15 protein-coding genes are annotated in these 19,942 nt (G+C 72.4%); 7 read left to right on the forward strand and 8 right to left on the reverse strand.

The window, feature by feature from the left end:
• Positions 1-109 precede the first annotated feature (109 nt).
• Genes DEA06_RS14945 through DEA06_RS14970 form a run of 6 tightly spaced genes read left to right on the forward strand, consistent with a single transcriptional unit; the run spans position 110 to position 7,108 of the window.
• Positions 110-1,321: an inositol-3-phosphate synthase gene (locus DEA06_RS14945; RefSeq protein WP_116648856.1), complete on the forward strand. Its 1,212-nt coding sequence runs from the start codon at positions 110-112 to the stop codon at positions 1,319-1,321.
• Positions 1,318-2,181, forward strand: a complete 864-nt coding sequence (locus tag DEA06_RS14950; protein ID WP_205781302.1) for an SCO3242 family prenyltransferase — start codon at positions 1,318-1,320, stop codon at positions 2,179-2,181. Before DEA06_RS14945 ends, DEA06_RS14950 begins: the two co-directional genes overlap by 4 nt.
• The gene (locus DEA06_RS14955) at positions 2,178-3,611 is read left to right on the forward strand and encodes an EboA domain-containing protein (RefSeq protein WP_116648809.1); all 1,434 of its coding nucleotides are present in this window, start codon (positions 2,178-2,180) and stop codon (positions 3,609-3,611) included. The genes DEA06_RS14950 and DEA06_RS14955 overlap by 4 nt, the downstream gene beginning before the upstream one ends.
• 28 nt (positions 3,612-3,639) lie before the next feature.
• Positions 3,640-4,524: a TatD family hydrolase gene (locus DEA06_RS14960; protein WP_116648810.1), complete on the forward strand. Its 885-nt coding sequence runs from the start codon at positions 3,640-3,642 to the stop codon at positions 4,522-4,524.
• A 2-nt stretch (positions 4,525-4,526) separates the two neighbouring features.
• Positions 4,527-5,687, forward strand: coding sequence for a metabolite traffic protein EboE (eboE, locus tag DEA06_RS14965; RefSeq protein ID WP_116648811.1), 1,161 nt, complete (start codon positions 4,527-4,529; stop codon positions 5,685-5,687).
• On the forward strand, positions 5,684-7,108 hold the full coding sequence (locus DEA06_RS14970; RefSeq protein ID WP_116648812.1) for a nucleotide pyrophosphatase/phosphodiesterase family protein: 1,425 nt from the start codon (positions 5,684-5,686) through the stop codon (positions 7,106-7,108). Before eboE ends, DEA06_RS14970 begins: the two co-directional genes overlap by 4 nt.
• Positions 7,109-7,218: 110 nt before the next feature.
• Here the strand turns inward: DEA06_RS14970 and DEA06_RS14975 are convergent, their stop codons facing one another.
• The 4 genes from DEA06_RS14975 to DEA06_RS14990 all read right to left on the reverse strand — a co-directional run bounded on the left by DEA06_RS14975 (position 7,219) and on the right by DEA06_RS14990 (position 11,864).
• Positions 7,219-8,211: an NADP-dependent oxidoreductase gene (locus tag DEA06_RS14975; protein WP_116648813.1), complete on the reverse strand. Its 993-nt coding sequence runs from the start codon at positions 8,209-8,211 to the stop codon at positions 7,219-7,221.
• A 370-nt stretch (positions 8,212-8,581) separates the two neighbouring features.
• The gene (locus tag DEA06_RS14980) at positions 8,582-10,102 is read right to left on the reverse strand and encodes an alpha-L-arabinofuranosidase C-terminal domain-containing protein (protein ID WP_116648814.1); all 1,521 of its coding nucleotides are present in this window, start codon (positions 10,100-10,102) and stop codon (positions 8,582-8,584) included.
• Positions 10,099-11,184 (reverse strand): Gfo/Idh/MocA family oxidoreductase, encoded by a 1,086-nt coding sequence (locus DEA06_RS14985; protein WP_116648815.1) that lies wholly within the window; start codon positions 11,182-11,184, stop codon positions 10,099-10,101. Before DEA06_RS14985 ends, DEA06_RS14980 begins: the two co-directional genes overlap by 4 nt.
• Positions 11,157-11,864, reverse strand: coding sequence for a ThuA domain-containing protein (locus tag DEA06_RS14990; RefSeq protein ID WP_116648816.1), 708 nt, complete (start codon positions 11,862-11,864; stop codon positions 11,157-11,159). Before DEA06_RS14990 ends, DEA06_RS14985 begins: the two co-directional genes overlap by 28 nt.
• A 123-nt stretch (positions 11,865-11,987) precedes the next feature.
• Between DEA06_RS14990 and DEA06_RS14995 the strand changes: the two genes are divergently transcribed.
• Positions 11,988-12,995 (forward strand): LacI family DNA-binding transcriptional regulator, encoded by a 1,008-nt coding sequence (locus tag DEA06_RS14995; RefSeq protein WP_240606978.1) that lies wholly within the window; start codon positions 11,988-11,990, stop codon positions 12,993-12,995.
• A gap of 152 nt (positions 12,996-13,147) precedes the next feature.
• On the opposite strand, the gene DEA06_RS15000 is transcribed toward DEA06_RS14995, so the two are convergent.
• From DEA06_RS15000 to DEA06_RS15015, 4 genes are read right to left on the reverse strand one after another with little or no spacing between them, the layout of a single operon-like run.
• Positions 13,148-14,008: an MBL fold metallo-hydrolase gene (locus DEA06_RS15000; protein ID WP_116648817.1), complete on the reverse strand. Its 861-nt coding sequence runs from the start codon at positions 14,006-14,008 to the stop codon at positions 13,148-13,150.
• Positions 13,972-15,648, reverse strand: a complete 1,677-nt coding sequence (atzF, locus tag DEA06_RS15005; RefSeq protein ID WP_116648818.1) for an allophanate hydrolase — start codon at positions 15,646-15,648, stop codon at positions 13,972-13,974. Before atzF ends, DEA06_RS15000 begins: the two co-directional genes overlap by 37 nt.
• Positions 15,645-19,259 (reverse strand): urea carboxylase, encoded by a 3,615-nt coding sequence (gene uca, locus DEA06_RS15010; RefSeq protein WP_116648819.1) that lies wholly within the window; start codon positions 19,257-19,259, stop codon positions 15,645-15,647. The genes atzF and uca overlap by 4 nt, the downstream gene beginning before the upstream one ends.
• Positions 19,256-19,936 (reverse strand): urea amidolyase associated protein UAAP2, encoded by a 681-nt coding sequence (locus tag DEA06_RS15015; protein WP_116648820.1) that lies wholly within the window; start codon positions 19,934-19,936, stop codon positions 19,256-19,258. Before DEA06_RS15015 ends, uca begins: the two co-directional genes overlap by 4 nt.
• Positions 19,937-19,942 lie beyond the last annotated feature (6 nt).

A 19,942-nucleotide genomic window follows, 5' to 3' on the forward strand; every position in this document is an offset into this window, starting at 1 on the left:
CACCGCGACTTCTGCTTGACCGAAGGCATTAGGTCGACATACGGTCGTCTAGCGCCTCAGTCCCCCGCGAAGCGCCCCGCGCACCGCCGCGCACAGAGCAAGGACAATGATGACCGACAGTGCTTCTTCTTCCGATTTCACCGCGCCCCGCGTCGGCGCCTGGTTCATCGGAGCCCGCGGGTCGCTCGCGACCACCGCGACCGTGGGCCTGTTCGCCCTCGCCCGCGGAGCGGCCGCTCCGACCGGCCTGACGACCGAGAACGACGAGTTCGCCGACGTGCCGCTGGTCGCCCTCGACGACATCGTCATCGGCGGCCATGACATCTACGAGGTGCCGCTCGCGGCGAAGGCCGCCTCGCTCGCCGCCGGCGGCATGTTCTCCGACGCGCTCGTCGAAGCGGTGCGAGCCGACCTCGACCGCACCGACGACGACCTGCGCCTCATCGACCTCTCCGGCCCGACCCAGCAGCATCACATCGACCGCATGGCGGCCGACATCGCCGACTTCCGCGACCGGCACGGCCTCGCCACGGTGGTGGTCGTCGACGTGTCGTCGACCGAGCCGCTCCCCGCCGACCACCCGGCGTTCCACTCCGAGGAAGCACTGCGCGACGCCCTCGCCGACCCGGGGCAGCGGGTGCTGCCGGCGAGCGCGGTCGCTGCCGCCGCCGCGATCCAGGCCGGCGCCGCCCTCGCCGCGTTCACCCCCTCGACGAGCCTCAACCTGCCCGTGCTGCGCGCGAGGGCCGAAGCGGCCGGCATCGCCTTCGCCGGTCAGGACGGCAAGACCGGCGAGACCCTGCTGCGCACCGTGCTCGCGCCCATGTTCACCGCGCGCAACCTGAAGGTGCGCTCGTGGGCGGGTACGAACCTCCTCGGCGGCGGCGACGGCGCGACCCTGGCCGATCCCGAGGCCGTGCGCTCGAAGCTCGTCTCCAAGAACCGCGGACTGCATTCGCTCGTCGGCGACGACGTCGTCGCTCCCCTCCACATCGACAACGTGCCCGACCTGGGTGACGTCAAGACCGCGTGGGACCACATCAGCGCCGTCGGCTTCCTCGGCAGCCGCGTGACCCTGCAGACGACGTGGAGCGCGTACGACTCGACGCTCGCCGCGCCTCTCGTGCTCGACCTCGTCCGCGTGCTCGCGCTGGCGTCGGCGGCCGGCCAGTCGGGCGCGATCGCCGAACTCGGATGCTTCTTCAAAGACCCGTGGGGAAGCGACACGCACGCCTTCGCCGACCAGACCGCCGCGTACGTCGCGTGGGTGCAGCGCACCGGTGTCCTCGTTCGTCTGGCGGAGGAGGTCAGCGCCGGATGACCGGCCGCCTGACCGATCTTCTCGACCTCGTGCGGGCCCCCGCGGCCCTGACCGTCATCGGCGACACCGTCGTCGGCGCGACGAACGCGCGTGGCCGCGCGGGCGTCTCGGCGCTGCCCCTGTCGACCTCGTCGGCCTGCCTGTATGCGGCGGGCATGGCGCTGAACGACTACGCCGATGCCGAGCTCGACGCCGTCGAGCGCCCCGAGCGTCCGATCCCGTCGGGGCGCGTCAGCCGCGACACCGCCCTGAAGGTCGGCGCGGGGCTGACCGCCGCGGGCATCGGCCTGGCCTTCGCCACCCGCCGCTCATCGGGGTGGATCTCGCTGGCGCTGGCGGCGTCGATCTGGACCTACGACCTCGTGGCGAAGCCGACCCGCTTCGGCCCCGTCGTCATGGCGGTCTGCCGCGGACTCGACGTGATGATGGGCGCGGCCGGACCCGGGTGGCGACGCGCGATCGTGCCCGCGATCATCGTCGCCGCGCACACCGCCTCGCTCACCGTCATCGCGCGCGGGGAGGTGAACGGTACGACCTCCGCCACCGCCGGCGCCACCGCCGTCGCGAGCGTGGGCGCCGCCGCTGCCTCCGTCGTCGGGGCCGGAGCGCACACCAGCGCCGCCCTCCTCGGCGGCGCCGGTTATCTCGCCGCGGCTCTGCCGTCGCAGGTGGCGGCCGCGCGGCAGCCCGACGCCGAGCACGCACGATCTGCGGCGCGCGCCAGCATCCACGCCATGGTGCCGTTGCAGACCGCGCTCGTCGCGCGCACCGGCGCTGTCGTTCCGACGGCTGCGCTCATCGCGGTGCAGGCAGCCGGACGCGTGCTGGCCAGACTCCGCTCGAAGGGCGACGTGACATGACCGGGCCCGGGTGGGTGATCGGGTACGGCACGAACGGCTTCGCCGACCACACCCTGCCCGATGCCCTCGACGTCCTCGAGGGCTCGGGGTACCGGGCGGTGGCGCTCACCCTCGGGCACCCGCACCTCGACCCGTTCGCCGACGACTGGCGCGAGGCGGCCATGGCGCTGCGCGACGACCTGCGCCGTCGCGGGATGCGCGTGGTGGTCGAAACCGGCGCGCGCTACCTTCTCGACCCGTGGCACAAGCACCGCCCGACCCTGGTCGACATCGAGGCGGAGAAACGGATGCTGTTCCTCCGCCGCGCCGTCGAGATCGCCGCGGTCCTCGGCGCCGACTGCGTGTCGCTGTGGAGCGGTGTGCTCCCGGGCGACGTCACCGCCGAGCGCGGGTGGACGCTGCTAGTGGAGCGTCTCGCCGGCCTGGTCCCCTTCGCCGCGGCCGCCGGCGTCCGCCTCGCGATCGAACCGGAGCCGGGCATGCTCGTCGAGACGGTCGACGACGCGCTGCGGCTGCGAACCGCCCTGGGCGACCCGGTGAACGTGGGGATCACCGTCGATCTGGGGCACTGCGTCGCCGTCGAGCCTCACGGCGTCGTCGGGGCGCTCCGGGCCGCCGGAGACCTGCTCCTCAACGTGCAGGTCGACGACATGATGCCCGGCGTACACGAGCATCTCGAGCTCGGTACGGGGCAGCTCGACCTCGCCGCGGCCTTCGCGACGCTTTCGAAGATCGGCTACCGCGGGGTCGCGGCCGTCGAGCTGCCCCGTCATTCTTTCGACGCCCCGCGGCTCGCCCGCACGAGCATGGAGGCCATTGTGAGCGCCGCATCCCCCGAGCCCCACCCCTGGACCGCAGCCGCCGTCGACACCGTCGCCGCAGACCCTGGTCGTGCACGGCGCCTGTTCGCGGAGGCAGGTCGCGCCGTGGGACGCGAACCGGTCGACCCCGCCGACACCCAGGGCGTCGGTGGAACGATCGACGACGTCGCCCGCGCCGCGCTCGTCGCCGCCCTCGCCTCGTCCGACGCCGCGGGGGCCGATCTCGTCGCAACCCTCTACCGGGAGGGCGACGACGCCGAACGCCGCGGCGTGCTGCGGGGGCTCAACCTGCTCGTCGATCGCGACGCCGAGCTCGATCCCGAGTGGCGGCGCGTCGGCGCAGAGCTCGTCGCAGACGCACTGCGCACGAACGACCCGCGCCTGGTCGCGGCCGCCATGGGCGGCTTCGCCGACGCGCACCTCGACGACCACGCCTGGCGGCACGGCGTGCTCAAGCTCGTGTTCATGGGCGTCCCCCTCTCGGTGGTCAGCGGACTCGAACGCCGACGCGACACCGAACTGTCGGAGATGGCCGCCCGCTACGCCGAAGAGCGTCGTGCGGCCGGTCGCAGCATCCCCGACGACATCTCCCTCCTCGTCCTCGCCTGACCCGCCCCGCTCCCCGAAAGGCGAACCGATGCGCATCTTCGACCCGCACATCCACATGACCTCCCGCACGACCGACGACTACGAGGCCATGTACGACGCCGGCGTCCGCGCCCTCGTCGAGCCCGCCTTCTGGCTCGGACAACCACGCACCACCGTCGGGTCGTTCATCGACTACTTCGACGCGCTGATCGGCTGGGAGAGGTTCCGTGCCGCGCAGTTCGGCATCCGGCACCACTGCACGATCGCGCTCAATCCGAAGGAGGCGAACGACCCCCGCTGCCGTGAGGTGATGGAGCACCTGCCGCGCTACCTGGTGAAGGACGGCGTCGTGGCGGTCGGCGAGACGGGGTACGACTCCATGACGCCCGAGGAGGACGACATCCTCTCGCAGCACCTCGCCCTCGCGATCGAGTACGAACTGCCCGCGCTCGTGCACACCCCCCATCGCGACAAGGTCACCGGCACGCGCCGCACGCTCGACGTGGCGATCGAGTCGGGGCTGCCCGTCGAGCACCTGCTGGTCGACCACCTCAACGAGACCTGCGTCGACATGGTCGCCGACAGCGGGGCATGGATGGGCTTCTCGATCTACCCCGACACCAAGATGGACGAGCAGCGCGTCGTGGCGATCATGCAGCGCATCGGTCTCGACCGGGTCATCGTGAACTCCGCCGCCGACTGGGGGCGCTCCGACCCCCTCAAGACCGCCAAGACCGGCCGGGCCATGCTCGACGCGGGGTTCACCGCCGCCGACGTCGACCGCGTGCTGTGGCAGAATCCGGTCGACTTCTACGGCCAGAGCGGCCGACTCATCCTCGACCCGGTGCCCGGCTTCGAGCCCGAGCGCCAGGGACCCGACACCTTCGAGGGCAACTCGGTGCTGCGCGGCGTCGCGTCGCGGCGCGAGGCCTGAGCGTGGAGCTGTCGTACTGCACCAACGTGCACCCGGCCGAAGACCTCGACGGCATCATCGAGCAGCTCGACGTGCACGCGGGCCCGGTGCGCGTCGCCGCGGGTCTCGACACTCTCGGGGTGGGGCTGTGGATCCCGGCCGAGACCGCCGCCGTCCTGGCCGTCGACGCCTCGGCGCGCGCGCGGCTGTCGTCTGCGCTGGATCGCAATGCCCTCGCGCTGCGAACGATCAACGCGTTCCCCTACCGCGGGTTCCACGACGACGTGGTGAAGCTCGCGGTCTACCGGCCCGACTGGACGACCGCCGAGCGCCTGCGTTACACGCTGGACTGCGCGACCCTTCTCGCCGAGATGCTGCCCGAGGGGGCGTCGGGCAGCATCTCCACCCTGCCGCTCGGGTGGCGGGAGGGCTGGGATGCGGCGGCCGACGCCGCCGCGGAGGCCGCGCTGGGCGCCCTGGTCGACGGTCTGCGCGAGATCGAACGGCGCACCGGACGCACCGTGCGCGTCGGCATCGAGCCGGAGCCCGGCTGCATCCTCGACGACGTCGCCGACGTGGTGGCCTGGTTGGGCGCGCGCCCGCACCTCTCAGCCGACGGACTCCTCGGCCTGTGCCTGGACACCTGCCACCTCGCCGTGTCGTTCGCCGATCCCGCCGCCGCGGTCGCTGCGGCCGAACGGGCGGGCGTGCGCATCGTGAAGGTGCAGGCATCGGTCGCGCTCGAACTGACCGACCCCTCCGCCGACGGGGCGCGGGAGGCGCTCGCCCCGTTCGCCGAAGCGCGCTACGTGCACCAGGTGCGCGCGCGGCCCACCGCATCCGTCTCCGAGTTCGCCGCCGACGACCTGCCCGACGTGCTCGCGGCCGACCCCGCCTGGCCGACCGATCGGCCCTGGCGGGTGCACGTGCACATCCCCCTGCACGCGACTCCCGCCCCGCCCCTGCGCGCCACCACCGAGGTGCTGCGCACGGCCGTCGACGCCGTGCTGCAGACCGCGCACGGCCGCGAGGCGCACCTCGACGTCGAGACCTACACGTGGACGGTACTTCCCGACCACCTGCAGCCCGACTCGCTCGTCGAGGGCATCGCCGCCGAACTCCGCTGGGCGATGACCCAGCTCGCCCCCGCCCTCACACTCCCCGCAGAGGTCACCACACCATGAAGAACGTCCTTCTCCTCGACATCGTCGGCCTGACCCCGCGCGCCCTCGCCGCCATGCCGCGGCTGCGCGCCCTCGGCGACCGCGGCCGCACCGTGCAGCTCGAGACGGTGCTTCCGGCCGTCACCTGCAGCGTGCAGTCGACGATCCTCACCGGAACCATGCCGCGCGAGCACGGCATCGTCGGCAACGGATGGTATTTCCGCGGACTCGGCGACCCGATGCTGTGGCGTCAGCACAACAAGCTCGTCGCCGGCGAGAAGCTCTGGGAGACGGCGCGACGCCGTGACTCGAGCTACCGCGCGGCGAACCTGGGCTGGTGGTACGCGATGGGCGCGACGACCGACGTGACCGTGACCCCGCGCCCGATCTACCACGCCGACGGGCGCAAGAGCCCCGACGCGTACGTGCGCCCGGCGTCGCTGCACGACCCGCTCGTGCGCGACCTCGGCGACTTCCCGCTCTTCCAGTACTGGGGGCCGACGGCGACGATCGCCTCGTCGCAGTGGCTCATCGACGCGACCCGCGGCATGCTGAGCGAACGCTGGGGCTCTGCCGCTCCAGAGCTGGTCATGTCGTACCTCCCGCACCTCGACTACGACCTGCAGCGCTTCGGTCCGAACTCGCCCGAGGCCGACCGCGCCGCGCGCGAGCTCGACACCGCGCTGGCGCCGCTGCTCGACGACGCGGAGGCCCGCGGCTACACCGTCGTCGCCCTGGCGGAGTACGGCATCGCCGACGCGAACCGACCCGTCGACATCAACCGCGCGCTGCGGCGCGAGGGGCTGCTCGAGGTGTACGTGCAGGACGGCCGCGAGCAGCTCGACCCGTGGACCTCGCGCGCCTTCGCCGTCGCCGACCACCAGGTCGCGCACGTCTACGTCGACGACCAGAGCGACGTCGCGCGGGTCGCCTCGCTGCTGCGCGCGCTGCCCGGTGTCGACGAGGTGCTCGACCGCGAGGCGCAGGCCGCGTACGGACTCGACCACGAGCGGTCGGGCGAACTCGTCGTGGTCGCCGAACCCGGCGCGTGGTTCACCTACTACTTCTGGCTCGACGACGACCTCGCCCCCGAGTACGCGCGCGGTGTCGACATCCACCGCAAGCCCGGGTATGACCCCGCCGAGCTGTTCTTCGACCCCGCCGACCGCCTCGCGAAGGCCAAAGCCGGTCTCAACCTGGTCAAGAAGAAGCTCGGTCTGCGCTACGCGATGAGCACCGTGCCACTCGACCCCTCGTGGGTGCGCGGCACGCACGGCCGCCTGCCGGAGTCGGCGGCCGACACCCCCCTGCTGCTGTGCTCGGATGCGGCGCTGCTCGACGACAGCGTGACCTCGGTGGCCGCGACCGACGTGCGCGACCTCGTGCTGGCCGCCCACGGTGCGCCCGTGAACGCCCCGACCCGACGCAGTTCGCGCGTCTGACGCCGCATCCGGTTTCGCCCGCGGTCACACGGGAGGAGATGCGCACAGCGGAGGAGAACCCCCGCGCATACCTCCTCCGATCTGCACATCCCCTCCGCACCGCACGGGCGTTACAGGGCGGCCTCGTGGATCTGGCGGGCGTTCGGGGTGCGGGCCGTTGTGACCGGGTGCGTTGCGAGGATGACCTTGCCGCGCGAGTGCAGCTTGTCGAGATCGTTGTAGGCGTCGGCGATCTCGGCGAGGGGGTAGAAACCCGAGACGAGAAGGGTGAAGGCACGGACGCGGGCGAGTTCGGCGACACGGCGCAGCAGGTCCGTGCCGCTCGCGACCGCCTCGGGGTCGCTGTCGAGGAGGCGAAGCTCGATGTCTCGCCTGTCGGCGCTCGAGCGGTAGCGCCCCGCGGGGATGCCGAGCTCAGGGAGCAGTTCGTGGCCATCCTTGCCGAAGTTGTCGATCATGGCCGTGATGGGTCGCCCGTCCGCCGCGCGGCGGATGCGGTCGGCGAGGCCGTCGCCGTATTTCACCGGCTTGATGCCGAGCTGACGGAGATAGTCGAAGTTGCGCTCCCCGCACGTTCCGATCACCTTCGCCCCGAGGTGCTTCGCGACCTGCGCCTCGATGCTGCCCACCCCACCGGCGGCAGCGGAGATGACCACGGTGTCGTCGGCGCCGATGCGCAGTTCGTCGAGCACCGTGAGCGCGGTGGCTCCCGCGAGATAGAGGCCGCCCGCGACCTCCCACGTCACCTCGCGGGGCTTTCGGACGAGGGCGGCGATCGGCACGTTCAGGTACGTCGCGTGCGCACCGCTCGAGACGTGCCCGATGACGTCCTGCCCCACGGAGAAGGTCGAGACGCCCTCCCCGCGCGCGACGACCACGCCGGCGAACTCGCTGCCCGACCGTCGCGGCCAGTCCTCTTCCCATGCCGACTCGCGGCCCGTCCGCAGGAATCCGTCGATGTGGCTGATGCCGGCGCTGATCACCTCGACGGTCACCTCGCCCGGGCCCGGCGACGGGAGATCGTGCGTCCTCAGCTGCAGCACGTCGGCGTTACCCAGCGCGTCGTACTCGAAGACATCCGTGCGAGTTGGTTTCTTGGACACGATCCACGACCCTTCGTCGAAGCACGCGACAGTGCGTCACCCGGCGGCCGGACCGGAAGCCGGTCGTCGTAGAGCTATTCGTAGCAGAACGGCGCCACGATGCAAGACCTTGCACCGTACTCGTCCACCGGTCACCTGTCGCGATCGGCGAGCACGCGCGCACCGTCGGTCGGGGTCGCGCTCAGCCCAGGGCGAACCCGGCGAGTCGCTCATCCCGATGCCCGCCATCGAGCGGGCCTCAATCGCTCCCCCGCGGCGCTGACCCGCCCCCCCCCACGCAGCCCGCGAGACGTCATCCGGGATACGAGACTGCGCACGAGGGTCGCAGTCTCGTATCCGCGGTGAAGTCTCGCGGTCGGGGGGCAACCCGTCAGGCGAGCGCCAGCTCGATCGTGGCGAACGAGTGCGGCGGCAGCTCGACCGTGAGCATCCCGTCCACGCTGAGGCTCGCCTCGATCGGGCGCGGTGCGACGCGTTCGGGGCCCTCGACGTCGTTGAACGACGATGCCGTGTCGCCCGTGAGCACGCGCGCGCGCACGACGCTCGCCGCCCGCCCGCGCAGGTCGAGCCTCACCGTGCACGGGGCGTCGGCCGACAGGTGGGTCATCGACACCAGCGCCGTGTCGTCGCGGGTGGACGCCGAGATCGACACGAGGTCGAGATCGTCGCCGCGCACGGCGGTCGTCGGCGTCTCGAGCACGTGCACCGGGAGGCCCGCCGCATCCTGGTGCCCCTTGTTCATCTCGAACACGTGATAGGTCGGGGTGAGCACGAGGTTCTCGCCGTCGGTGAGCACCATCGCCTGCAGCACGTTGACGGTCTGCGCGATGTTCGCCATCGTCAGGCGACGCGCGTGACGGTGGAAGACGTCGAAGTGCAGACCCGCGACCAGGGCGTCGCGCACGGTGTTCTGCTGGAAGAGGAAGCCCGGGTTGGTGCCCTCCGCGGCGTTCCACCACGTGCCCCACTCATCGCACACCAGCCCGACACGGTTCTGCGGGTCGTAGGAGTCCATCACGGCGACGTGACCGCGCACGATGCTCTCGATCCCCGCCGCGTAGGCCACCGTCTCGTAGTACTGCGCGGTGGTGAACTCGGTCGCCTCCTCGGTGTTGATGCCCGATCCGGAGTGCGTGTAGTAGTGGAAAGAGATGGCCTGATACGGAAGATTCCCGCCCATCGTGCAGCCGTGGCACTCCGTCAGTGACTTCATGAGCGTGCGGGTCCACTCGAGGTCGCCCTCGTTGGCGCCCGCCGCGATCTTCGTCAGCGAGTTGCCGCCGTGCTCGTGACAGAAGGTCGCGTAGCGGCGCGCCTCCTCCGCGTAGAACGACGCCGACATGTTGCCGCCGCATCCCCACGCCTCGTTGCCCAGCCCCCAGAACGGCACGCGCCACGGCTCGTCTCGACCGTTGTCGCGTCGCAGTCTCGCCATCGGGCTGTCATCGGCCCGGGTCAGGTACTCCACCCACTCCGACATCTCCTGCACCGTGCCGCTGCCGACGTTGCCGTTGACGTAGGCGTCGGCACCGAGGAGGTCGCACAGGTCCATGAACTCGTGCGTGCCGAAGTGGTTGTTCTCCACGACGTCGCCCCAGTTGGTGTTGGCGATCTTCGGACGCTGCTCGCGGGGTCCGATGCCGTCACGCCAGTGGTAGGTGTCGGCGAAGCATCCGCCCGGCCACCGCAGGTTCGGGATGTCGAGCGCGCGGAGCGCCTCGACGATGTCGAGACGGATGCCGCGCACGTTCGGGATCGCGGAGTCCTCCCCCACCCAGAACCCGTCGTAGATGCATCGGCCGAGGTGCTCGGCGAAATGACCGTAGAGGTGACGGCTGATGCGATCACCGGTGACGTCGAGGTCGATCACGGCGCGTGCCGTCGAGGTCATGATGCTCTCCATGCGGTTCGGGGTGTGAGGGGGGCGAGCGACGGGCGTTGCGCGGTCGTGGTGAGGTCGATGCGTCGCCCCTCCCGCGCCGACGCCGTTAGGGCGGTCATGATCTCGAGCACGTGCAGGGCGACGTCGCCGCCGGCCCGCCCGTGACCGGCGACGACGTCGATCAGGCCGATACCGCGCCCCGCGCCCTCGTAGCCGGCGCGAGGCTCGATCACCGCGCCCTCGTCGGACGGGGAGCGTCGCAGCCTCACCTCTCCGTCGAACATGTTCGGATCGGGCACGGTCAGCGATCCCCGCTCGCCGTGCACCTCGAGGGGGGCGGCGGTGGTCGCCACGGCGTCGAAGCTGAACGTCACCGTCGACACCGCGCCGCCGGCGTGCTCGAGAACGCCGGTCACGTGCGTGTCGATTTCGACGGGGATGCGCTCACCGGCACGAGGGCCGGTCGCGATGACGCGCTCGTCACGCGGTCGCGACGACACCCCCGACACCCGCACGACGGGGCCGAGGAGGTGGAAGAGCGTGGTCAGGTAGTACGGCCCCATGTCGAACAGCGGACCGCCCCCGGCGAGGTAGTAGAAATCGGGGTTCGGGTGCCAGGCCTCGTGGCCCGGGGCGACCCAGGTCGCCGTCGCCGACACCGGTCGGCCGATCTCGCCGGCGTCGACGACCGCTCGTGCGGTCTGCACGCCGGTGCCGAGGACGGTGTCGGGGGCGCCTCCCACCCACGCGCCGCCGGCGGCCGCGACGACCTCGAGCGCCTCGGCGAGCGTGGCGGCGAGCGGCTTCTCGCCGTAGACGTTCTTGCCGGCGGCGAGGGCGGCGAGGGCCACCGACGCGTGCGCGGCGGGGATCGTGAGGTTCAGCACCGTCTGCACCTCGGGGTCGGCCATGAGCTCGTCGACGGAGAGGGCTCGGCACCCCGGCACGCGCTCGGCGACCGCTCGGGCGCGTGCGGGGTCGAGGTCGGCGACGGCGACGATCCGCACCCCGTCGAGGCCGACGAGCGTGTCGAGGTATTGGGCCGAGATGACCCCGAGCCCGACTATTCCGATTCCGTGCGGCTGGCCCACAGCATCCCCCTCTCGATGATGGTGCGGACGTTGTCGTCCTTCAGCACCTCGACGTCGTGCCCGGGCGTCGCGACGAAGACGCGCCCCCGCCCCCACGCCCGCGTCCAGACCGCCGGCGAGGTGATCGGACGGTGCCACGGGTGGTAGGGCTGCACCGGGTGGGTGGTCGTGGCGAGCACGTCGTTGAGGTCGTCGGTGAGCACCCAGTACTGCTCGGTGCGCAGGGCGAAGCCGTCGATACCGGCCATGATCGACGACGCGCGCCCGGCGTCGGTGACCTCGATCGTGTGATCGACGAAGTTGTCGCGCTCGTCGCCCGGGCGCTCGTCGGGGTGCCGCGAGGGGTGGGTGGCGAACTGTCCGCCGACGAGCTGCAGGTAGTCGGAGCTGTCGCGGTAGGAGTCGGCGATGCCGCCGTGCCACCCGGCGAGCCCGGTGCCCTGCTCGACCGCGGCGCGCAGCCCCGCGACCGCCTCCCGCGAGGCCTGTGACATCGTCACCGACTGCACGACGAGGTCGACGGCATCCATCGCGTCACGGTCGGTGTAGACCTCCGGGTCGGACTCGATGCGCACATCGAAGCCGTTGTCGCGCAGGAACGGTACGAAGAGATCGGTGGCCTCGACCGGATGGTGTCCTTCCCACCCGCCTCGGACGATCAGGGCGTGACGTGCGGTCATGACGAACTCCTCGGCGCAGAGGTGGTCGGAACGGGAGGCGACGGAGCGCTCTCCCGGGTGGGGACGGCATCACCATGCCATACCCCCTGGACCGATCGCGCAGATATTGCGCAAAATAGGGAGGTGCCCGCATCCGCCCGTTCCACACTCGCCGACGTCGCGGCGGCGGCGGGCGTCAGCGTGACCACCGCCTCGCGCGCTCTGCGCGGCCGGGGAGAGATGGCCGCGGCCACGCGCGCCCGGATCGTGACCGCGGCGACGACCCTCGGGTACACGCTCGACGGGGAGCGGCGCGGTCGCCCGCGCGGAGGCACGGCCCGGCTGATCGACCTCGTGCTCTCGCACTTTCACAACCCGTACACCGAAGAGGTCACCGCGGGCGCGCGCACCGCGGCGGCGCACTTGCGCTACGACCTCGTGCTGACGACCGAGCGCGACGATCCCGACGACGACTGGCCCGTCCGCATCCGTTCCCGCGGGAGTGCGGGGGTCGTGCTCGGCCTCATCCTTCCGACGGCGACGCAGACCGCGGTGATGCGCGAAGCGGGCATCCCCGTCGTGCTGCTCGAGCCGCCCAGCGGTTCGTCGCGAGGGCTGCCGAGCGTGCGCTCGACCGATCGCGCCGGTGGTTCAGCCGCGGCGGAGCACCTCATCGCCCGGGGCGCGCGCCGGTTCGTCGTGATCGGTGGCAGCCCGCCGTATCGCTGGGGCCGGGCGCGCGCCGAGGGCTTCTTCGAGACGCTGGATGTGGGGCTCCCCCGCGCGGCGCGCGTGCACGAGAGTGCGAACTGGGGTGCGACCGAGGCACGGGAGGCGTGCCGGCGCGCCCTCGGCAACCTCGCCGGCGACGGACCCGTGGGGGTGTTCGCCTGTTCGGACGAGATGGCCGCGGGGGCCTACCGCGCCGCCGCCGACGAGGGCCTGCGGGTCGGCGTCGACGTGCTGGTCGTCGGGTTCGACGACCTGCGCGGCGCGCGGTGGCTGCAGCCGTCGCTGACCACCGTGCGCCAGCCGATCCGCGAGATGGCGGCCACCGCGGTGCGGATGCTCGCGGCCGGGGCGCCCGCCGGCGACGAGATCGTGGAGCTGCCGACGGAGCTCATCCCCCGCGGCTCCACCCGCGGCGGCTGATCGAGGCGTCGCGTCGACCCCGGCCCGAGACGCGGGCTTTCGGTCGAGGCGCGGGCATTCCGGTGCCGAAAGCCCGCGCCTCGGCCGATTGCCCGCATCCCGCGAGCACGGCCGCCGGGCCCTTCGACAAGCTCAGGGACCGGATCCGGCGCTCAGGCGCGCTCGGCGATGACCTCTCGCCAGGGGCCCCAGTCGGGGTCGTGCGCGGGCCACACCTCGACACCGTCGAGCGCGTCGAGGTCGTGGAGGCGCCGGATCGCCGCATCCGCGCGATCATCGCCGTCGTCGCCGACCGTCGACCCGCACCGCACGCAGTCGGTGACGTTGCGGCGGAGGTCGGCCGCATCACCGGCGAGCACGACGGTGCGCTCCCCGAGCTCGACCACGAACGACTGGTGGCCGGGGGTGTGTCCCGACGTGTCGATGGCGCGCAGACCGGGCGCCAGGTCGGTGTCGCCCGACAGCGTGACGACCGAGAGCCCCTCGCGGACGACGTCGTCGACGAACAGGAACCCCGCGCGCGCGTCGTCCACCGTCCGCACGTGCTCCCACTCCCGCGCCTGCAGGAGGAGGGGCTGGTCGGGGGCGAGCAGGCGAGCCGCCCCGGTGTGGTCGAAGTGCACGTGGGTGATCGCCGCCGCGGCGAGGTCACCCCACTCCAGTCCGGCCGCCGCGACCTGCTCGACGAGCGGGTCGCCGGCGGGCACCAGCGGCGTGTAGTTCTCGTAGTCGAAGCTCGCCACGCGCCGATCGCGGTCGCGGATGCGAGCCGGGTCGAACCCGCCGTCGACGAGCACCCATCCCTCGTCGAAGACGACGGCGGCGGCGGTGACCGGTTCGAGGAGGAACCGGAAGAAGCTGCCGCCGGCGACCGAGACGCCCTCCGGGATCGGCTCGTAGCCGACCACGAAGGGAACGAGCCGCCGCGGGCGTCCGCCGAGGCGGAGGGGCGCCGCATCCGCCCACGGCGTCGCCGTCACGATCGCGCCGCCGACGCCAGGTAGGCCCGCCATCCGCCGAAACCGGTGATGTCGGCGGCGCCCTCCAGGGCGACCGTCTCGCAGAGGAAGCCCGAGACGGTCGAGCCGTCGGCCAGTCGCGCGGTGCCGATGCCCATCGGTTCGGGGAGCGCTGCGACGAAACGGCCGAACCCGGCGGCCGGCAGCCGCCAGACCTCACCTTCGATCGACGCCCCACCGTCAGCGACCCGCACGAGGCCGGGCTTGGCGGGCGTGGTCGCCAGCGCGAACAGTCGGTAGTCGGGCGCCGTCGAGACCGACGCGACGAACGATCCGCCGGCGGCGACGAGCTGGTGGTTCAGCGGTTGACCGCGCAGGTGCGCGCCGACCACGAGCACGTCGACCGGAGGGGCCGACACCCGCTCGGCGAGCTGCGCGAGCGTGCGGTCGGCGAAGGGTGCCCCGGTGAGCATGACGCCGAAGGGCTTGCCGTCGACGACCCCCGCCGGCACGGCGAGCGCGCTGCGGTCGAGGAGGTTGGCGAAGTTCGTGAAGCGCCCCATACGGGAGTTCGCCCCCACGGGATCTGCGGCGACCTCGTCGAGGGTCGGATGCCACGTGGTCGTGGGAGTGAGAAGGGCCACCGTCCCCGCGAGCCGGCCCAGACCCTCCAGCCCGAGCCGGTCGAGCCGCTCGCGGTCGCGGAAGTAGTCCGCGGCCCGGGCCTCGGCACCCGCGAGCACGATGCCGGCCACGGTCGGGTCGATGTCGGTGCCGATGAGCTCGCGGTTCGCCTCGATGAACGCGCCGACGGCCGCCGTGCGCTCGGCGACGAACGCCCCGCCGTACAGGAGCGATGCGGCCTCCAGAAGCGGCGCGATGTCGACCTCGACGATGTCGACACCGGATGCGGCGAGCCTGCCGACGACGCCCCGGAACGCCTCGATCCATCCCTCGGCGAGACCCTCCAGGTGCTCGGGAGTGGGGATCGCGACGACGGGTCGGGCGTCCAGGGGCGGCGCGGGCACGTCGACGCGGGCCCGCGGGTCGACGCCGTCGGGCCCCGCCATGAGCTCGGCGGCCTCGCGGGCGAGCGAGAGCTCGCGCGCGAAGACGGTCACGCAGTCGATGCTCCGGCAGGCGGGGACGACACCGGTCGTCGGCACGAGACCGACCGTGGGCTTGACCCCGACGATGCCGTTGAGGGCCGCCGGCACTCGTCCCGACCCCGCCGTGTCGGTGCCCAGGGCGAGGTCGACCACCCCGAGTGCGGTGACGACGGCCGATCCCGAGCTCGATCCGCCGGAGATGCGCGACGGGTCCCAGGCCCCGCGCACGGCGCCGTACGGGCTGCGCGTTCCGACGAGGCCGGTGGCGAACTGGTCGAGGTTGGTCTTGCCGAGCACGACCGTTCCGGCCGCTCGCAGCCGCGCCACCGCCGGGGCATCCGCCTCCGGCGCGTACGCGTATGCGGGGCTCCCCGCGGTGGTGGGCAGGCCCGCGACGTCGATGTTGTCTTTCACGGCGAGCACGGTTCCCGCCAGGGGCAGCCGTTCTCCCGCGGCGACGCGTCGGTCGATCTCGGCGGCCTCCGCGAGCGCGTCCGGCTCGGGCCGCAGGGCGATCCACGCCTCGGCACGGTCGATCTCGGCGTTTCGGGCGTATGCGGCAGCGACCCGCTCGACCGCGCTCATCGGGCGACCTCCACGACGGCCAGCAGCTGCCCGGCCTCCACGCGCTCCCCCGGTCGCACGAGCACGTCGCGCACGATCCCCGCCTGCGTCGCACTCACGGTGGTCTCCATCTTCATCGCTTCCAGCACCAGCATCCGTTCTCCTTCGGCAACGCTTCGCCCCGGTTCTGTCTCGACCTTCCACACCGCCGCCGAGAAGGGCGCGCGCACCGCGATGCAGCCCGGCGGCAGGGGGTCTTCGATGGGTGCGGTGGCGACGGCATCCGATTCCACCGGTCGATCGAACTCGCCGGCCTCGCGCCAGCGGTCGCGCTCCTCGGCGAATGCGCGCTGCTGACGGTCGCGGAACGACGAGATGCCCGCCGCGTTGTCGGCGAGGAACGTCTCGTACTCGGCGAGGCGGAACTCGCCCTCGGAGGTCTCGAACTCCCCCCGGCCGGCGTCGGTCTCGGCGCGCAGCTCGAGGAGCTCCTCGGCCGACACCGGATACCAGCGGATGCGGTCGAAGAACCGCAGCGCCCACGGGTTGTCGGCGAACAGACCGCCCCGTCGGAACCTGTTCCACACCTGCACGGTGCGGCCGACGAACTGGTATCCGCCCGGGCCCTCCATTCCATAGATGCAGAGGTACGCGCCGCCGATGCCGACGGAGTTCTCGGCGGTCCAGGTGCGGGCCGGGTTGTATTTGGTGGTGACGAGCCGGTGACGCGGATCGAGCGGTGTCGCGACCGGGGCGCCGAGGTAGACGTCACCGAGACCCATCACGAGGTACTGCGCGTCGAAGACCGTGCGGTACACGTCGTCGACGCTGTCGAGCCCGTTGATGCGGCGGATGAACTCGATGTTCCACGGCGTCCAGGGGGCGTCGTCGCGGACGCCCGCCATGTACCGCTCGATCGCCAGTCTCGTCGCCGGGTCGTCCCACGACAGCGGCAGTCGCACCTCGCGCGAGGGCACGACGAGTTCGCTCGTGGGCGGGAGGTCGTCGTCCAGCTCGCGCAGGAGCCCGACGAGCTGCGAGGCGCGAAGCACGGATGCGTCGGTGTGCACCTGCAGCGATCGGATGCCGGGGGTGACGTCGAGGATGCCGCGGGGGGCGTGCTCGGCGAGGCGGGTCTGCAGCGCGTGGACGCGCATGCGCAGACCCAGATCGAGCTCCTGCGCGCCGAACTCCACGAGGAGGTTGTCGTCGCCGTCGCGCCGGTAGGTGACGCGCGGTCGATGCACCCCGGTGGCGTCGACGTCGGCCTCGCGCACCGAGACGACCCCGTCGTCACCGTCGCCCCCGCCGATGAGCGGCGGGGCACCCAGCGAGCGCGCGGAGTCGAGCCCGGCGGCATCGGCCTCGCGCACCGGCACGAAACGCAGCGAGTCGCCCGGGCGGAGCTGCCCGATCTTCCACAGCTCGCCGCTGGCGACGACCGCCGGGCAGACGAATCCGCCCAGGCTCGGGCCGTCGGGTCCGAGGATGATCGGGGTGTCTCCGGTGAAGTCGAGGGCTCCCACGGCGTAGGGGGTGTCGTGGATGTTCGAGGGGTGCAGGCCCGCCTCTCCGCCGTCGGTGCGCGCCCACTCGGGTTGCGGGCCGCTGAGGCGCACGCCCGTACGGGCCGAGTTGACCTGCACGGTGTATTCCGCGGCGTAGAGCTCGTCGATGTCGGAACGGGTGAAGAACTCGGGCGCGGCGTGGGGTCCTTCGGTGACGCCGATGCGCCACTCCCGCCCGATGTGCGGTCGCCTCTCGGACGGGGTCGCACCGCCGGGCGCGCCCGGACCGGCGGCGACGGGCCGCAGCACGTCGCCGGCGACGAGCGCCCGCCCGCCGTGGCCGCCGAACCCGCCGAGTGTGAAGGTCGCCGCGCTTCCGAGGTAGGCGGGCACGTCGATCCCGCCGCGGATCGCGACGTAGGTGCGGATGCCGGGGCCGGCCGATGCGCCGATGCGCAGCGTGCCGCCGGCGGGCACCTCGACCGGCTCCCAGAGCGCGACCGCCGCGCCGTCGACCGTGACGTCGACCGGTGCGCCGGTGACGCACACCGTCGTCGCCGCCGTGAGCCGCAGGGTCGGTCCCGTGAGCGTGACCTCGAGTCCGGGCGCCTCGGGCGGGTTGCCGACCGCGAGGTTGGCCTCCCGGAACGACACCGCGTCCATCGGACCCGACGGCGGGACGCCGACCTGCCAGTAGCCGAGACGGCCGGGGAGGTCTTGCACGGTGGTCATCATCCCCGGCTCGAGCACCTCGATCCGGGGGTCGGGGTCGCCGATGCCGTCGAGGGTACCGGTGTCGTGGGTCGCGTCGCGGACTCGCGGATGCTGCGCGATCTCACGCAGCATCCCGGTGCCGGTGACGATCCCGTCGATGCGGGTGTCGGCGAGCGAGGTGTGCAGCAGGTCGAGGGCGTCGTCGCGGGTGGCCGCGTGCGCGATGACCTTCGCCAGGAGCGGGTCGTAGTACGACGTGACGTCCATTCCCGCCTCGATCCAGGAGTCCACGCGCACGCCGTCGCCCTCCGGGAGACGGACACCGGTGACGAGTCCGGTCGACGGGGCGTTGCCGCGGTCGGGGTCCTCGGCGTAGATGCGCGCCTCCACAGCGTGCCCGTTCGGCCGTCGCGGGGCATCGAAGAGCGTGGGGTCGACGGCCTCGGGCCCGCCGGCCGCGAGGTCGAGCATGAGCCCGACCAGATCGAGACCGAAGACGGCCTCGGTGACCGGGTGCTCGACCTGCAGTCGCGCGTTGACCTCGAGGAAGTAGGCGGCCTCGGCGACGGGGTCGTAGACGAACTCCGCCGTGCCGGCGGAGCGATAGTCGACGCTCGCGGCGAGGGCGGCGGCCGTGGCGTGGAGCTGTGCGCGCACGGCGTCGGGAAGACGCGGGGCCGGGGCTTCTTCGATGACCTTCTGGTTGCGTCGCTGCAGCGAGCAGTCGCGGTCGCCGAGCACGGCGACGCGCCCTGCCCCGTCACCGAACAGCTGCACCTCGACGTGGCGCGCGGGGCGCACGAACTTCTCCACGAAGAGCCCGGACGACCCGAAGCTCGCCTGTGCCTGACGGGTGACCGCGTCGAAGGCCTCCGCCACCGCACCGGCGTCGCCGCAGACGCGCATGCCGATCCCGCCGCCGCCGCCCGTCGCCTTGAGCATGACGGGGAACCCGATCGACTCGGCGGCCGCCACGGCGGCGTCGCGCGACTCGAGCACGCCGCTTCCCGGGAGCAACGGCACACCGGCCGCGGCGGCGAGCTCGCGCGCGGTGTGCTTCAGCCCGAAGGCGTCGAGCTGGTCGGGGGTCGGACCGACCCACGCCAGCCCCGCGGCCTCCACGGCCCGGGCGGCGCCGGCGTTCTCGGCGAGGAACCCGTAGCCGGGGTGGACCGCACCGGCGCCCGTGCGGGCCGCCGCCTCGAGGACGGCGTCGAGACGCAGGTACGACTCGGCGGCCGGCGCCGGCCCCAGCCGCACGGCGGTGTCGGCCTCCCGCACGTGGGGGGCCGCGCGGTCGGCGTCGGAGTAGACCGCGACGGTGCGCAACCCCCTCTCGCGGGCCGAGCGGATGATGCGCCGGGCGATCTCGCCGCGATTGGCGACGAGCAGGGTGTCGAAGCCGCTCACGGGCGCGTCACGATCATGCGCAGCGGCGTGCAGCTGAAGTCGTTGCAGGGATTGTTCATCTGCGGGCAGTTCGACACGACAACGAGCACGTCGCGCTCCGCACGCAGTGCCACGCGCTTGCCCGGCGCCGACATCCCGTCGACGATCCCGAGCGACCCGTCCGCCTCGACGGGAACGTTCATGAACCAGTTGAGGTTCGAGACGAGGTCACGCGCACCGAGCCCGTGACGGGCCGCCTCGGCGAGGAAGTTCTCTCGGCACCCGTGCTGGTACAGGGTGTGGTGCCCGTACCGCAACGTGTTCGACTCCTTGCTGCACGCTCCGCCGATCGTGTCCTGGCGGTCGACCTCGTTGCCCACGACCGTCATCAGGGGGCGCCCGAGATTGCTGCGCAGCACCGAGCCGGTGCGCACGTACACGTTCTGCTGCCAGGCGATCGTGTCGGCGGCGCTGTAGCGCTCGTCGGTGTCGGAGGCGGCGTAGACGAGGAAGTCGGCCGACTGGTTCCCCCCGACGTCGACGATCGTCAGCACGTCGCCGGCGGCGACCACGGCCGACCAGGCGGCTCGCGGCGCGACGCGCTGGTCGAGCACGACGGTGCCGTCGACGAGCGGCGTCGACCAGTCCAGCGGCGCGTCGGGGGCGTGAACGGGGCGGTCGGGAACGGTGGTGATCATTCTGGC

This window comes from Microbacterium sp. Gd 4-13, assembly GCF_003095395.1.
Classification (GTDB): Bacteria; Actinomycetota; Actinomycetes; order Actinomycetales; family Microbacteriaceae; genus Microbacterium.

What these genes read in the sequence shown, in the direction of transcription:
- DEA06_RS15000 (WP_116648817.1), bottom strand. Translation starts at nt 14,008, where the DNA reads ATGGCGGGCCTACCTGGCGTCGGCGGCGCGATCGTGACGGCGACGCCG.
- DEA06_RS14960 (WP_116648810.1), top strand. Translation starts at nt 3,640, where the DNA reads ATGCGCATCTTCGACCCGCACATCCACATGACCTCCCGCACGACCGAC.
- DEA06_RS14970 (WP_116648812.1), top strand. Translation starts at nt 5,684, where the DNA reads ATGAAGAACGTCCTTCTCCTCGACATCGTCGGCCTGACCCCGCGCGCC.
- DEA06_RS14990 (WP_116648816.1), bottom strand. Translation starts at nt 11,864, where the DNA reads ATGACCGCACGTCACGCCCTGATCGTCCGAGGCGGGTGGGAAGGACAC.
- DEA06_RS14950 (WP_205781302.1), top strand. Translation starts at nt 1,318, where the DNA reads ATGACCGGCCGCCTGACCGATCTTCTCGACCTCGTGCGGGCCCCCGCG.
- atzF (WP_116648818.1), bottom strand. Translation starts at nt 15,648, where the DNA reads ATGAGCGCGGTCGAGCGGGTCGCTGCCGCATACGCCCGAAACGCCGAG.
- DEA06_RS14945 (WP_116648856.1), top strand. Translation starts at nt 110, where the DNA reads ATGACCGACAGTGCTTCTTCTTCCGATTTCACCGCGCCCCGCGTCGGC.
- DEA06_RS15015 (WP_116648820.1), bottom strand. Translation starts at nt 19,936, where the DNA reads ATGATCACCACCGTTCCCGACCGCCCCGTTCACGCCCCCGACGCGCCG.
- DEA06_RS14955 (WP_116648809.1), top strand. Translation starts at nt 2,178, where the DNA reads ATGACCGGGCCCGGGTGGGTGATCGGGTACGGCACGAACGGCTTCGCC.
- DEA06_RS14980 (WP_116648814.1), bottom strand. Translation starts at nt 10,102, where the DNA reads ATGACCTCGACGGCACGCGCCGTGATCGACCTCGACGTCACCGGTGAT.